This is a genomic window from Streptococcus oralis ATCC 49296 (assembly GCF_000185265.1).
Lineage (GTDB): Bacteria > Bacillota > Bacilli > Lactobacillales > Streptococcaceae > Streptococcus > Streptococcus oralis_BC.
This window is the reverse complement of record NZ_GL622183.1, coordinates 74503-87811: the sequence shown is the minus strand read 5'-3', so window position 1 is coordinate 87811 and position 13309 is coordinate 74503. Positions and strand designations below refer to the sequence as shown.

General features: G+C 44.4%; 16 protein-coding genes and 1 pseudogene. 12 read left to right on the top strand and 5 right to left on the bottom strand.

Features of this window, described 5'->3' with window-relative positions; translation table 11 throughout:
* Nucleotides 1-20 precede the first annotated feature (20 nt).
* The 10 genes from HMPREF8578_RS02700 (at nt 21) to yidD (ending at nt 6190) form a co-directional block, all read left to right on the top strand.
* Nucleotides 21-269 (top strand): YneF family protein, encoded by a 249-nt coding sequence (locus HMPREF8578_RS02700; protein WP_000364981.1) that lies wholly within the window; start codon nt 21-23, stop codon nt 267-269.
* Nucleotides 270-474: 205 nt separating this feature from the next.
* Nucleotides 475-1269, top strand: a complete 795-nt coding sequence (racE, locus tag HMPREF8578_RS02695) for a glutamate racemase (protein WP_000370379.1) — start codon at nt 475-477, stop codon at nt 1267-1269.
* Entirely contained in the window at nt 1227-2237 is a 1011-nt protein-coding gene (locus HMPREF8578_RS02690) for a nucleoside-triphosphate diphosphatase (RefSeq protein WP_413470324.1), read from the top strand. Before racE ends, HMPREF8578_RS02690 begins: the two co-directional genes overlap by 43 nt.
* On the top strand, nt 2213-2734 hold the full coding sequence (locus HMPREF8578_RS02685) for a metallophosphoesterase (protein ID WP_001118939.1): 522 nt from the start codon (nt 2213-2215) through the stop codon (nt 2732-2734). Before HMPREF8578_RS02690 ends, HMPREF8578_RS02685 begins: the two co-directional genes overlap by 25 nt.
* Nucleotides 2731-3192, top strand: coding sequence for a cyclic-di-AMP-binding protein CbpB (cbpB, locus tag HMPREF8578_RS02680; protein WP_000560697.1), 462 nt, complete (start codon nt 2731-2733; stop codon nt 3190-3192). The genes HMPREF8578_RS02685 and cbpB overlap by 4 nt, the downstream gene beginning before the upstream one ends.
* Complete coding sequence (gene xerD, locus HMPREF8578_RS02675; protein ID WP_329524703.1) at nt 3189-3923, top strand: site-specific tyrosine recombinase XerD; 735 nt, start codon at nt 3189-3191, stop codon at nt 3921-3923. The genes cbpB and xerD overlap by 4 nt, the downstream gene beginning before the upstream one ends.
* Complete coding sequence (locus HMPREF8578_RS02670) at nt 3923-4645, top strand: segregation/condensation protein A (protein WP_000351884.1); 723 nt, start codon at nt 3923-3925, stop codon at nt 4643-4645. The genes xerD and HMPREF8578_RS02670 overlap by 1 nt, the downstream gene beginning before the upstream one ends.
* 24 nt (nt 4646-4669) lie before the next feature.
* Nucleotides 4670-5239: an SMC-Scp complex subunit ScpB gene (gene scpB, locus HMPREF8578_RS02665; RefSeq protein WP_000105290.1), complete on the top strand. Its 570-nt coding sequence runs from the start codon at nt 4670-4672 to the stop codon at nt 5237-5239.
* Entirely contained in the window at nt 5226-5948 is a 723-nt protein-coding gene (locus HMPREF8578_RS02660) for a pseudouridine synthase (RefSeq protein WP_001222230.1), read from the top strand. Before scpB ends, HMPREF8578_RS02660 begins: the two co-directional genes overlap by 14 nt.
* The gene (gene yidD / locus HMPREF8578_RS0102025) at nt 5948-6190 is read left to right on the top strand and encodes a membrane protein insertion efficiency factor YidD (protein WP_000821631.1); all 243 of its coding nucleotides are present in this window, start codon (nt 5948-5950) and stop codon (nt 6188-6190) included. The genes HMPREF8578_RS02660 and yidD overlap by 1 nt, the downstream gene beginning before the upstream one ends.
* 31 nt (nt 6191-6221) lie before the next feature.
* On the opposite strand, the gene HMPREF8578_RS02655 is transcribed toward yidD, so the two are convergent.
* From HMPREF8578_RS02655 to HMPREF8578_RS02640, 4 genes and pseudogenes are all read right to left on the bottom strand, one after another.
* Complete coding sequence (locus HMPREF8578_RS02655) at nt 6222-7193, bottom strand: siderophore ABC transporter substrate-binding protein (protein ID WP_000858288.1); 972 nt, start codon at nt 7191-7193, stop codon at nt 6222-6224.
* 98 nt (nt 7194-7291) lie between these two features.
* Nucleotides 7292-8044: an iron ABC transporter ATP-binding protein gene (locus HMPREF8578_RS02650; protein ID WP_000764283.1), complete on the bottom strand. Its 753-nt coding sequence runs from the start codon at nt 8042-8044 to the stop codon at nt 7292-7294.
* Nucleotides 8041-8997, bottom strand: a complete 957-nt coding sequence (locus HMPREF8578_RS02645) for an iron chelate uptake ABC transporter family permease subunit (RefSeq protein ID WP_001159840.1) — start codon at nt 8995-8997, stop codon at nt 8041-8043. The genes HMPREF8578_RS02650 and HMPREF8578_RS02645 overlap by 4 nt, the downstream gene beginning before the upstream one ends.
* Nucleotides 8987-9945, bottom strand: a pseudogene (locus HMPREF8578_RS02640) (ABC transporter permease). Before HMPREF8578_RS02640 ends, HMPREF8578_RS02645 begins: the two are co-directional and overlap by 11 nt.
* Nucleotides 9946-10182: 237 nt before the next feature.
* Between HMPREF8578_RS02640 and pepA the strand changes: the two are divergent.
* Both pepA and HMPREF8578_RS02630 read left to right on the top strand, forming a co-directional pair.
* Nucleotides 10183-11247 (top strand): glutamyl aminopeptidase, encoded by a 1065-nt coding sequence (pepA, locus tag HMPREF8578_RS02635; RefSeq protein ID WP_000209209.1) that lies wholly within the window; start codon nt 10183-10185, stop codon nt 11245-11247.
* A gap of 20 nt (nt 11248-11267) precedes the next feature.
* Entirely contained in the window at nt 11268-11564 is a 297-nt protein-coding gene (locus HMPREF8578_RS02630) for a bacteriocin immunity protein (RefSeq protein ID WP_000230138.1), read from the top strand.
* Between the two features lie 97 nt (nt 11565-11661).
* On the opposite strand, the gene HMPREF8578_RS02625 is transcribed toward HMPREF8578_RS02630, so the two are convergent.
* The gene (locus HMPREF8578_RS02625; protein ID WP_000026665.1) at nt 11662-13293 is read right to left on the bottom strand and encodes a Na/Pi cotransporter family protein; all 1632 of its coding nucleotides are present in this window, start codon (nt 13291-13293) and stop codon (nt 11662-11664) included.
* Nucleotides 13294-13309 lie beyond the last annotated feature (16 nt).

The following is a 13309-nucleotide window of genomic DNA, read 5'->3' as shown; positions in this document are numbered from 1 at the left end:
AAAGAAACAGGAGAAAAAGAATGGATTTACTTTTAGCAATTATCTTGATTGTGTTAGCTTTTCTAGGAGGAGCTCTTGGAGGGATGTACTTGGTTCGTAAGCAAATCGAAAAAGAATTTGCAGACAACCCACGTTTGAACGCTGAGGCGGTTCGTGCTCTCTTGAGCGCAAATGGTCAAAAGCCAAGCGAAGCCAAGGTACAACAAGTTTACCACCAAATCATCCGCCAACAAAAAGCAGCCCTTGCTAACAATAAAAAGAAAAAATAAATAGGAAAAGTCTGGGATGAAAGTTCCAGACTTCTCACTATGTTCAATAGTTCTCAAGGATAAGACTTTTTCCTTGCATTCTATTGATATTTGATTATGATTAAAAGAGAGGCAGTTGCCATTCTATCAAGCTGTCTATCCGTTCATTTAGGACGAGTAATTATGATGAACTATCAATCAGAAAAAAGACTAGAAAGAAGACTGTATGGATAATCGACCAATTGGTTTTTTGGATTCGGGTGTCGGGGGCTTAACCGTTGTTCGTGAGCTCATGCGCCAGCTTCCCCATGAAGAAATCGTCTATATTGGAGATTCGGCACGGGCACCCTATGGTCCCCGTCCTGCTGAGCAAATCCGTGAATATACTTGGCAGTTGGTCAACTTTCTCTTGACCAAGGATGTCAAGATGATTGTCATTGCTTGTAACACTGCGACTGCAGTCGTTTGGGAAGAAATCAAGGCCCAACTAGATATTCCTGTCTTAGGCGTGATTTTGCCAGGAGCTTCGGCAGCCATCAAGTCCAGTCAAGGTGGGAAAATCGGAGTCATTGGAACGCCCATGACGGTCCAATCAGACATCTATCGTCAAAAAATCCATGATCTGGATCCGGATTTACAGGTGGAGAGTTTGGCCTGTCCCAAGTTTGCTCCCTTGGTGGAGTCTGGTGCCCTGTCAACCAGTGTCACCAAGAAAGTGGTCTATGAAACCCTGCGCCCCTTGGTCGGAAAGGTAGATAGCCTGATTTTGGGTTGTACCCATTACCCACTCCTTCGCCCTATCATCCAAAATGTCATGGGACCAAAGGTTCAGCTCATCGATAGTGGGGCAGAGTGTGTACGGGATATCTCGGTTTTGCTGAACTATTTTGAAATCAATCGTAGCCGAGATGCGGGACCTCTTCAACATCGTTTTTACACAACAGCCAATAGCCAAAGTTTTGCCCAAATTGGAGCAGAATGGCTGGAAAAAGAAATTCATGTGGAGCATGTGACTTTATGACAAACAAAATTTATGAATACAAAGACGATCAGGACTGGTATGTCGGTGTCTGGGATGTCTATGGAGGCATCTATAGCCTTATCAAAGATCCTCTCGAGCTTGATTTTATGGATTTAGCGCGGATTTTTCGTGATGAAGAAAATGGCTTTCCGATTACGATAACGGTGATGCGCTGGTCTTCTAACTTCCGTCTGCTCTCCTTTATCGTTGAGATTTTAAATGCTGAAGCAGGTCGCAATCTGGAAGTCATCCAACGTCAGGGAGCCCTGCTCTTGGTTGAAAATGGACAGCTTTTGCATGTCGAATTGCCTAAAGAAGGAGTCGATGTAGAAGCCTTCTTTGAAACTAACAAGGTCAGAGAAACCTTATTGATTGCAACTCGTAACGAGGGCAAGACCAAGGAATTCCGAGCTATCTTTGACAAACTAGGCTACGATGTGGAAAATCTCAATGACTATCCAGATCTACCTGAAGTAGCAGAAACTGGCATGACCTTTGAAGAAAATGCCCGCCTTAAGGCAGAAACCATTTCCCAATTAACAGGAAAGATGGTTTTGGCAGATGATTCTGGTCTCAAAGTCGATGTCCTCGGTGGCTTGCCAGGAGTCTGGTCAGCGCGATTCGCTGGTGTAGGAGCAACTGACAGTGAAAACAACGCCAAACTCTTGCACGAATTGGCCATGGTCTTTGAACTCAAGGATCGCTCAGCCCAATTCCATACAACCCTAGTCGTAGCTAGTCCAAACAAGGAAAGCTTGGTTGTCGAAGCTGACTGGCCAGGTTATATCAACTTTGAACCCAAGGGGGAAAATGGCTTTGGCTATGACCCGCTTTTCCTTGTGGGAGAGACAGGTAAGTCAGCAGCAGAATTAACCCTTGAAGAAAAAAATAGCCAATCCCACCGTGCCTTAGCCGTTAAGAAACTTTTGGAGGTATTTCCATCATGGCAAAGCAAACCATCATTGTAATGAGTGACTCCCACGGAGATAGCTTGATTGTGGAAGAAATCCGTGATCGCTATCTGGGTAAAGTTGATGCCATTTTTCACGATGGTGACTCAGAACTCCGTCCAGACTCTCCGCTCTGGGAAGGCATCCATGTCGTCAAAGGCAACATGGACTTTTATGCTGGCTACCCAGAACGTTTGGTAACTCAACTTGGTCCGACCAAGATCATCCAGACGCATGGACACTTGTTTGACATCAATTTCAATTTTCAAAAGTTGGACTACTGGGCTCAGGAAGAAGATGCCGATATCTGTCTCTATGGTCACTTGCATGTGCCAAATGCTTGGATGGAAGGCAAAACACTCTTTTTAAATCCAGGCTCCATCAGCCAACCACGAGGGACTATCAGAGAATGTCTCTATGCTCGAGTGGAGATTGATGACAGCTATTTTAAAGTAGACTTTTTGACACGTGACCATGAGGTTTATCCAGGCTTGTCCAAGGAGTTTGCTCGATGATTGCCAAGGAATTTGAAGCATTTTTATTGGAGCAGGAAGAGACTTTTCTTACCCCTGCTGAGAATCTAGCAGCCTTGATTGATACCCACAATGCTGATCATGCGATTTTAGTGTTGAGCCAAATCACCTATACCCGTATCCCAGTTGTGACCTTTGACAAACGCTTTGTTGGAACCATTGGTCTGAGGGACATTTTGGCTTATCAAATGGAGCAAGGTTTGACGGATGAGCAGATGGCAACGACAGACATCGTCAATATGACCAAGACAGATGTGGCAGTCGTCGCTCCAGACTATAACATCACAGAGGTCCTCCATAAACTGGTGGATGAACCCTTCTTGCCAGTGGTAGATGGTGAAGGAATTTTCCAAGGAATCATCACGCGCAAGTCCATCCTCAAGGCCGTTAATGCTCTCTTACATGACTTTAGTAAGGAATATGAGATTCGATGCAAATGAGAGATAGGATTTCAGCCTTTTTAGAGGAAAAACAGGGCTTGTCTGCCAATTCCAAGCAGTCCTATAAGTATGATCTGGAGCAATTTTTAGACATTGTGGGTGATCGGATCTCTGAGACCAGTCTCAAGATTTACCAAGGCCAGTTAGCCAATCTAAAAATCAGCGCCCAGAAGCGAAAACTTTCGGCCTGCAACCAATTTCTCTACTTTCTCTATCAAAAAGGTGAAGTGGACAGTTTTTACCGTCTGGAATTAGCCAAACAAGCTGAAAAGAAGACTGAAAAGCCAGAGATTCTAGACCTAGACTCTTTTTGGCAGGAAAGTAATTATCCAGAAGGACGCTTGCTGGCGCTTCTTATCTTGGAGCTAGGGCTCTTGCCTAGTGAGATTTTAGCCCTCAAGGTTGCAGATATCAATCTGGATTTTCAGGTGTTGCGAATTAACAAGGCTTCCCAACAGAGGATTGTCACCATACCCACGACCTTGATTCCAGAGCTGGAATCCTTGATGGGGCAAACCTATCTCTTTGAAAGGGGAGGAAAAGCCTATTCTCGTCAGTGGGCCTTTCGTCAGCTAGAGTCCTTTGTCAAGGAGAAGGGGTTCCCAAACTTATCAGCCCAAGCCCTACGGGAACAGTTCATTCTAAGACAGATAGAAAACAAGGTCGATTTGTACGAAATTGCAAAAAAATTAGGATTAAAAACAGTCCTGACCTTAGAAAAATATAGATAATGGATATTAAATTAAAAGATTTTGAAGGGCCACTGGACTTACTCTTGCACTTGGTTTCTAAGTACCAGATGGATATCTACGATGTGCCCATTACAGAAGTTATCGAACAGTATCTAGCCTATGTCTCAACTCTGCAGGCCATGCGTCTGGAAGTAACGGGCGAGTATATGGTTATGGCCAGTCAGCTCATGCTGATCAAAAGCCGCAAGCTCTTGCCAAAGGTAGCAGAAGTGACAGACTTGGAGGATGACCTGGAGCAGGACCTTCTCTCCCAAATCGAAGAATACCGCAAGTTCAAACTCCTGGGTGAGCACTTGGAGGCTAAGCACCAAGATCGGGCTCAGTACTATTCCAAAGCGCCGACAGAGTTGATTTACGAAGATGCAGAGCTTGTACATGACAAGACGACCATTGACCTCTTTTTGGCTTTTTCAAATATCCTAGCCAAGAAAAAAGAGGAGTTCGCTCAGAACCACACGACCATCCTGCGCGATGAGTATAAGATTGAGGACATGATGGTCATCGTAAAAGAGTCCTTGGCTGGACGAGACCAGTTGCGCTTGCAGGATTTGTTCAAGGAAGCCCAGAATGTCCAAGAGGTCATTACCCTCTTTTTGGCGACCTTAGAGTTAATCAAAACCCAGGAATTAATCCTCGTGCAAGAGGAGAGTTTCGGAGATATCTATCTCATGGAAAAGAAGGAAGAAAGTCAAGAGGCATAAAGCTAGACTTGATAGAGAGGAAAGATGAGTACTTTAGCAGAAATAGAAGCGCTCTTGTTTGTGGCAGGTGAAGATGGGATTCGGGTTCGTCAGTTGGCTGAACTCCTCTCACTTCCACCGACAGGCATCCAACAGAGTTTAGAAAAATTAGCCCAGAAGTATGAAAAAGACCAAGAGTCGAGCTTGTCCCTGATCGAGACAGGTGGAGCTTACAGATTGGTCACCAAGCCTCAATTTGCAGAGATTTTGAAGGAATACTCCAAGGCACCAATCAACCAAAGTTTGTCTCGGGCTGCCCTTGAGACCTTGTCCATCATTGCCTACAAGCAACCGATTACCCGAATTGAGATTGATGCTATTCGTGGGGTCAATTCTAGTGGAGCTCTAGCTAAGCTACAAGCTTTTGAATTGATAAGAGAAGATGGAAAAAAAGAAGTTTTGGGCCGCCCCAACCTCTATGTGACTACGGATTATTTCCTAGATTACATGGGGATTAACCATTTGGAAGAACTGCCAGTGATTGATGAGCTTGAGATTCAAGCCCAAGAAAGCCAATTATTTGGTGAAAGGATAGAAGAAGATGAGAATCAATAAATATATTGCCCACGCAGGTGTGGCCAGTAGGAGAAAAGCAGAAGAGCTGATCAAGCAAGGATTGGTAACGGTCAACGGACAGGTAGTGCGTGAACTCGCAACGACCATCAAGTCAGGTGACAAGGTCGAAGTTGAGGGCCAGCCCATCTACAACGAAGAAAAGGTCTACTATCTGCTTAACAAACCACGTGGAGTGATTTCCAGTGTGACAGACGACAAGGGCCGAAAGACTGTTGTGGATCTCTTGCCCAATGTCAAGGAGCGCATTTACCCTGTGGGACGTTTGGATTGGGATACATCAGGTGTCTTGATTTTGACCAATGATGGGGACTTTACGGATGAAATGATTCACCCCCGTAATGAGATTGACAAGGTCTATGTCGCGCGTGTTAAAGGTGTGGCCAACAAAGAAAATCTCCGTCCCTTGACCCGTGGACTTGAGATTGATGGCAAGAAAACCAAGCCAGCTGTTTATGAAATTCTCAAAGTGGATCCAGTTAAAAATCGCTCAGTAGTGCAGTTGACCATCCATGAAGGCCGTAATCATCAGGTTAAAAAGATGTTTGAAGCCGTCGGTCTTCAAGTTGATAAACTGTCTCGGACACGTTTTGGACACTTAGACTTGACAGGTCTTCGTCCAGGAGAATCCCGTCGCCTTAATAAAAAAGAAATCAGCCAACTACACACTATGGCTGTAACCAAGAAATAATGAAACGAATCTTAATAGCGCCAGTACGCTTTTACCAACGTTTTATCTCACCGGCCTTTCCACCCTCTTGTCGCTTTGAGCCGACTTGTTCCAACTACATGATTCAGGCTATTGAAAAACATGGCTTCAAGGGTGTTCTGATGGGCTTGGCTCGGATTTTACGTTGCCACCCCTGGTCGCCAATAGGAAAAGACCCCGTCCCAGACCACTTTTCCCTCAGACGAAATCAAGAAAAAAAATAACCCAACATCACCTGATGTTGGGTTTTCTTGTTTATTTCAAAGCTTTTTGAGCGTCTTCAATCATGAGTTTAGTTGATTCAAGTCCGCCTCCGCTTAGATACCAGAGGTCTGGTGTTAATTGGATAATTTTACCATTTTTAGCAGCAGGAGTTTCAGCGATGAGGGCATTTTCTAGGACGCCGTCATTGCTTGAGTTGTCCCCGCCGATGGCAAGGGTACGGTTGATGACAAAGAGGATGTCAGGATTGATTTCTTTGACACTTTCAAAGCTGACTTCCTGGCCATGACGAGAGTCTTCAAATTGAGTATCAGTTGGTTTGAATTTCAAGGTTTGATACAAGAAAGAGAAACGAGATTGGGCACCAAAGGCAGCCATTTTTCCTTCATTGAGGAGGATAGCAAGGGCTTTTTTGTCAGAACTTTCGTTTTTAGTAGCGACTTCTTGGATACTCTTATCCAGGTTTGCCAATTCTTCTTTGGCTTTCTGTGTACCAGTTTCACCAAAGGCGCTTGCTAGGGATTCGATATTAGACTTGGTAGAAGTCCAGTAGTCGTCTTTACTTGCTTGGAAGAGAACGGTTGGCGCGATTTCTTTGAACTTGTCTACGAATTTTTGGGTACGTGGTGAAGCGATAATTAGGTCTGGTTCAAGAGCAGCGATGGCTTCTAGGTCTGGCTCAACCATGGAACCAACATTGTTGACATTTCCTGCAAGATCTTTTAGGTAAGTCGGAACAGTTTTTGTAGGCATTCCGACGATATTCTTTTCAAAACCTAAAGCGCGAATAGTATCCGCAGCACCGAGGTCAAAGGTCACAATCTTTTCAGGAACCTTTGAAAGTTTGACCTCATCTAGTGAACTTTTAATGGTTACCTCTGTTGGAGCAGAGCTACTTGTCTCTGTCTGGCTAGTGCTTGAGTTTGTATTTGTACTACATGCACCAAGTAGGAGCAAGAAGCTGGCCACTAGGGCAGTGAGATAAAGTTTAAGGGATGTTTTCATGATTTCTCCTTTTTAAAATGTGATAACGATGTAGAGAGTCTCTTAGATAGGCTTGTTAGCTAAGAGACAGAGGGTTCTCTAACATGAGTTCAGAATAGCTAGCTATAGATACAGATCTTTTTGCCATTGATATCAGCCAACGTGATGGGAATCTCATAGAGTTGACTGAGCAGGTCAGCCTGCATGATTTGAGCAGTCGTTCCCTTGCAAAAGACTTGACCGTCCTTGAAGGCAACAATTTCATCCGCATATTGGCTAGCCATGTTGATATCGTGGAGGACGATGATAATGGTTTTGCCAAGTTCCTCCACCAGTCGCCGAAGGATCTGCATCATGCTGACGCTTTGCTTGATATCGAGATTGTTAAGCGGTTCGTCCAGCAAGATAAAGTCTGTATCTTGGGCCAGTACCATAGCGATAAAGACACGTTGGAGCTGTCCGCCAGACAGACTATCAATGTAGCGGTCTTTTAAGTTTGTCAGTTCCAGATAATCCAGAGTTTCTCGGATTTTTTCCCAGTCCTCTGCCTTCAGTCGACCACGACTGTAGGGAAAACGTCCAAAACTGACCAGTTCTTCAACGGTCAATTTGGCTTGGTAATTGATCTTCTGCTTTAGGATAGTCAGTTCTTTGGCCAGTTCTTGCGAATTCCAGCTCTCGATTTCACGACCTTTGATACTGAGAATTCCCTGATCCTTCTTGGTCAGTCTGCTCATGATGGAGAGAAGAGTTGATTTTCCAGCACCATTTGGACCAATAAAGGCTGTCAGTTTCTGAGGACTGACTTCAAGGGAAATGTCTTGCAAAATATCCTGTTTTTGAATGGATTTGTCAATGTTTTCCAGTTTCACCGACGGGCCCTCCTGTAAAGTAAGATAAAGAATAAGAGACCACCCACACTCTCGATGATCATGCTGATGCGAATTTCTAGTGCAAAGACTCGTTCGATGAGGGCTTGCCCCAAGGTCAAACTAATAAATCCAATCAGAATGGCCACGATAAAGAGCAACTTGTGCCGATAATCTTTGACAATCAGGTAAGTGAGATTGGCCAGCATAAAGCCAAAGAAGGCCATAGGTCCTACCAAGGCAGTTGCCGTTGAGGTCAAAAGTACGATGCCCCAGAGGAGCTCTTTCTGTTCTTTTTCAACATCGAGTCCAAGTATCTGAGCCGTTTCTCTTTGCAGGTGCAAGACATCCAGAACGACTGCTTTTCGAAAGAAAAAGATTGTCAAGGCGAGGATGATCAGAGAACCGATGGCTAGGATGGAAGTGTTGAGATGCTGAAAGGAGGCAAAGAGACTGTTCTGCAGTTTATCGTATTCATTTGGATCCATCAGGACTTGGAGGAAGGTACTGATATTTCGAAAGAGACTTCCGAGGGCTAGACAGATTAGCAGAATGAAGACCAAATTTTGCTTCATCAGCGTCTTCAAGTAACCTTGTAAGGCGAGAAAGAAGAGGGATTGAAGCAGAAGCAAGACTAGAAATTCTAAGATTGGAGACTTTCCAAGCTGTAGAAATTTGCTTTCAAATATCAGTAGCAGGGTCTGTAGCAGGACATAGAAGGATTCGATTCCCAAAATACTTGGCGTCAGAAAGCGATTTTCCGTCAGGGTTTGAAAACTAATGGTCGAAATCCCTGTCGCGATGGCTACCAAGATATAAACGATGATTTTTTGGGAACGTAGCTTCCAGGCAAAGGCAGACAGGTTAGTGATGGGCCAAAAGTAGAGGAGACAAGCTCCGATGGCCAGAATAATGAGAAGGCAGAAGAGCTTGGTATGTTTGCTTTTAAACTGCATCCTTTTGTCCCCCTCTCCATAGAAGTAGGATAAAGACGAGACTACCGATGATTCCTAGAATGAGACTGACAGACAGCTCATAGGGCCGAATCAAGACTCGAGAGAGGATGTCACAGGCCAGAACTAGATTGGCACCGACTAGAGCGACGACGAGTTTGGTTTGACTCAGATTATCTCCATAGCGCTTGCGGACAAGATTGGGAACGATGACCCCGAGAAAAGGCAAGGCACCCACGGTAATCATGGTGACACTTGTCGTTAGCGCGACTAGAAAGAGGGCCAGTTTTTCAAGTAGAGAGTAAGAAATCCCCAAACTTTCACTGGTTTCCTTGCCCAGATTCATGATGGTGAAGGTTTGGGATAATTTCCAAACGGCTATCAGGATGATGAGGCCTAAGAAGAGCCACTCATACTGATGGGTCTGAATCATGGAGAAGGAGCCCTGGGTCCAGGCCGTCATACTCTGAACCAGATTGAAACGATAGGCGATAACTTCTGTGATAGAACCGATAATCCCACTATAGATGATCCCGATCAAGGGCAACATCCACCTTTCCTTTACAGAAAAAATAGTCATAAAGGCCAGGAAGAAGAGGGTAAATAAAATGGATGAGCAAAAGCAAAGAGCATCTTTTGGGTCAGACTCGCAGACGGAAAGACAAAGAGACTCAACACCATTCCCAGTTTAGCGGCTTCTGTCGTTCCGACTGTACTCGGAGCAGCAAACTGATTTTGAGTGATGGTCTGCATGAGGAGTCCTGCCATACTCATACTAGAGGCTGCAAGGAGAATGCTGATGGTTCTTGGAAGACGCGACTCTTGAAAGAGAAGCCAAGTCTGTTGGTCAAAAGCAAAGAATTTTTCCCAAGAAAAATCACTGGTTCCAATGGTAATGGAGAGAAAGACCAGGAGTAGAAGTAAGCCTGTTAAAATATGAGAGAGTTTCATACCCCGTCCTTTCGTGTAGATTTGGTATCGAAAGATACCTGCGGATATAAATGTAACATGATTTCTTTAATCTGTCAATAAATTTTCTGACAATTTAATGTAAAAAGAAAGAAAAATTCCTGAAATTACATCTGGCCCTCTCTTTTATTGGAAAAACTGAGTAAAAACTAATCCAATTTTCCACTATCCTTCTCCTCTAAAAAGTGGTAAAATGGAGGACAGAAAGAAGGAACTGATATGACAACATTATTTTCAAAAATCAAAGAAGTAACAGAGCTTGCTGGGATCTCAGGTCATGAAGCACCTGTCCGGACTTATCTTCGTGAAAAGTTGACACCGCACGTGGATGAAGTAGTGACAGATGGATTAGGTGGTATTTTCGGTATCAAGCATTCAGAAGCTGCTGATGCGCCCCGTGTTTTGGTCGCATCTCACATGGACGAAGTTGGTTTTATGGTCAGCGAGATTAAGCCAGATGGTACCTTCCGTGTCGTTGAAATCGGTGGCTGGAATCCTATGGTGGTCAGCAGCCAACGCTTTAAACTCTTTACTCGTGACGGTCGTGAAATTCCAGTGATCTCAGGTTCTGTCCCTCCACATTTGACACGTGGAACAGGTGGGCCAACCATGCCAGCTATCTCTGATATCATTTTTGATGGTGGTTTTGCAGACAAGGCTGAGGCAGAAAGTTTTGGCATCCGTCCAGGTGACACCATTGTCCCTGATAGTTCCGCTATCTTGACAGCCAATGAAAAAAATATCATCTCAAAAGCTTGGGACAACCGCTACGGTGTCCTCATGGTAAGCGAGCTAGCTGAAGCTTTATCAGGTCAAAAACTCGGAAATGAACTCTATCTTGGCTCTAACGTCCAAGAAGAGGTTGGTCTGCGTGGTGCTCATACTTCCACAACCAAGTTTGACCCAGAAGTCTTTCTGGCAGTTGACTGTTCACCTGCTGGTGATGTTTATGGTGGCCAAGGTAAGATTGGGGACGGAACCTTGATTCGCTTCTACGATCCAGGTCACTTGCTTCTCCCAGGTATGAAGGATTTCCTTTTGACAACGGCCGAAGAAGCAGGTATCAAGTACCAATACTACTGTGGAAAAGGTGGAACGGACGCTGGAGCAGCTCATCTGAAAAATGGTGGTGTCCCATCAACAACCATCGGTGTCTGCGCTCGTTATATCCACTCTCACCAAACTCTCTACGCTATGGATGACTTCCTAGAAGCCCAAGCCTTCTTGCAAGCCTTGGTGAAAAAATTGGACCGTTCAACGGTTGATTTGATTAAACATTATTAAACATAAGGGAGGTGGTCGGGATGGTAGAACCAAACCTAGAAAGCTTTATAAGAGATCTCTACAACCATGCCCGTCAGGGCTTGAGTGAAGATTTAGTTGCTGCTCTCCTAGAGACTGCTAAAAAACTACCTACTACAAATGAGCAATTACTAGCAGTCCGACTTTCAGGACTGGTCACCCGTGAATTGCTCATCAATCCCAAACACCCAGCACCTGAGTTGATCAACTTGGCGCGCTTTATCAAAAGAGAAGAAGCCAAATACAGGGGCACTGCAGTTTCTGCTATCATGTTTGGAGAACTCTTTAAAATGCTTTGATTCACAATGGAATCAAAGCTTTTTTATATATGCTCCAAAGGAAATTCTTAATGAGGAGACGAAAAAAGCCATCCCATTCAGGATAGCTTTTAGGTTATTAGATTTGTTCAGCGATGACCTTTTCAGCTAGGTTCATAGCATGGTCAGACACACGAGTGTAATGAGAAATAATGTCGATAAAGTTGACCCCGGCTTGTGTAGAACACTCACCCTTGTTAAGGCGTTTGATATGGGTCTTTCTGAGAATGCGTTCCATATTGTTGATTTCTTTATGGCGTTCAATCAGACTTTGAGCTTTTTCAATATCATTGTTTTCCACACTATCAAGGGCATCCTTGATGAAGTCAGTAGTTTTTTGATAGATATCCGCCAATTCTTGCAAAGCAGCTTCAGAGAACTGAACATTCTTACGTTGGAGGTAGTCTGTTAGGTTGAGCAAGCCTTCTGCGTGGTCCCCAATCCGTTCCAAATCACGAGATGAATCCAGGATGTTAGTCAAGACTTCGCTTTCCTTTTGACTCAAGGATTCGCTTGAGAGTCTGATGAGGTAACGAGTGAGTTTTTCATCGATGGTGTTGATGGCTTCCTCTGTCTTGTGCCCTTTTTCAGCTACCTTTTCATCCAAACCGATGATATAGGTATAAGAAAGGTCAAAAGCTTTGGCTGCATAGTTTCCTAAGTGCAAAAGTTCTTTTTTGGCATTTCCTAGAGCGATAGAAGGAGATTGCTGGATAAGTTGCTCGTCGAGATAGAGGGGCTCGTACTTGACAACCTCGTCTTCACCAGGGATGAGCTTGGTTACAAAGTAGGCCAAGGCTCCGATGAATGGAAATTGTACAATGGTGTTACTTACGTTAAAGGCACCGTGAGAGAAGGCGATTGTCATCTCAGGTGAGAGGTGAAGGAGTGCCTGGAAGTACTCGATCATAGCAGTAAAGGGGCCTAATAGGATTAAGCAAAGAATAGTTCCTAAAACGTTAAAGGTAACGTGGGTTGCTGCAACGCGTTTCGCTGAGACATTGGCTCCAGCTGCTGCGATGATAACTGTTAGGGTTGTCCCGATATTATCTCCGAAAAGAACTGGGAGTGAACCTTTAAGGTCAAGGAACCCACCTGCATAGAGGCCTTGCAAAATCCCGATTGTAGCCGAGGAAGCCTGGATGAGGACGGTAATCACTGCACCAGCTACCACTCCTAAAATAGGATTTTGTCCCAAGGTTACCATATATTCCTTGAATTGTGGTAAATCTTTAAGTGGACTCATACCGGCACTGATGAGGTTGAGAGCGTAGAAGATTCCCCCTACACCAAACAGGATGCGCCCAATATTGTTTGCTGTTCTGTTTTTTGTAAAGAAGAGGAACATGGTTCCAAGGAAAATCAAGGGTAAAGCATACTCGCCTAGTTTGAAACCGATGATAAAGGAAGTAACGGTGGTTCCGATGTTGGCTCCCATGATAATTCCGATAGCCTGTCTAAGAGTGAGAAGACTAGCGCTGACCAGTCCGACCGTGATAACTGTAACTCCTGTACTTGACTGAATGAGGGCAGTCACGACAATCCCGACTAGAACACCTAAAAAGGGATTGCTAGTGTACTTGTCAATGTAAAAACGAAGGCGATCTCCAGCAGCTTGTTGCAAACCGTCTCCCATGGTCTTGATACTGTATAAAAACAGTCCTAGACCTCCTAAAAAGTGAAATAAAATTTCCTGCCAATTAATGGACATTTCTTTTTCCTCCGAA

Coding starts and splice junctions, on each gene's coding strand:
- HMPREF8578_RS02655 (WP_000858288.1), bottom strand. CDS start 7,193: ATGAAAACATCCCTTAAACTTTATCTCACTGCCCTAGTGGCCAGCTTC.
- HMPREF8578_RS02670 (WP_000351884.1), top strand. CDS start 3,923: ATGGATATTAAATTAAAAGATTTTGAAGGGCCACTGGACTTACTCTTG.
- HMPREF8578_RS02645 (WP_001159840.1), bottom strand. CDS start 8,997: ATGCAGTTTAAAAGCAAACATACCAAGCTCTTCTGCCTTCTCATTATT.
- racE (WP_000370379.1), top strand. CDS start 475: ATGGATAATCGACCAATTGGTTTTTTGGATTCGGGTGTCGGGGGCTTA.
- yidD (WP_000821631.1), top strand. CDS start 5,948: ATGAAACGAATCTTAATAGCGCCAGTACGCTTTTACCAACGTTTTATC.
- HMPREF8578_RS02700 (WP_000364981.1), top strand. CDS start 21: ATGGATTTACTTTTAGCAATTATCTTGATTGTGTTAGCTTTTCTAGGA.
- pepA (WP_000209209.1), top strand. CDS start 10,183: ATGACAACATTATTTTCAAAAATCAAAGAAGTAACAGAGCTTGCTGGG.
- xerD (WP_329524703.1), top strand. CDS start 3,189: ATGAGAGATAGGATTTCAGCCTTTTTAGAGGAAAAACAGGGCTTGTCT.
- HMPREF8578_RS02660 (WP_001222230.1), top strand. CDS start 5,226: ATGAGAATCAATAAATATATTGCCCACGCAGGTGTGGCCAGTAGGAGA.
- HMPREF8578_RS02685 (WP_001118939.1), top strand. CDS start 2,213: ATGGCAAAGCAAACCATCATTGTAATGAGTGACTCCCACGGAGATAGC.
- scpB (WP_000105290.1), top strand. CDS start 4,670: ATGAGTACTTTAGCAGAAATAGAAGCGCTCTTGTTTGTGGCAGGTGAA.
- HMPREF8578_RS02630 (WP_000230138.1), top strand. CDS start 11,268: ATGGTAGAACCAAACCTAGAAAGCTTTATAAGAGATCTCTACAACCAT.
- cbpB (WP_000560697.1), top strand. CDS start 2,731: ATGATTGCCAAGGAATTTGAAGCATTTTTATTGGAGCAGGAAGAGACT.
- HMPREF8578_RS02690 (WP_413470324.1), top strand. CDS start 1,227: ATGGCTGGAAAAAGAAATTCATGTGGAGCATGTGACTTTATGACAAAC.
- HMPREF8578_RS02625 (WP_000026665.1), bottom strand. CDS start 13,293: ATGTCCATTAATTGGCAGGAAATTTTATTTCACTTTTTAGGAGGTCTA.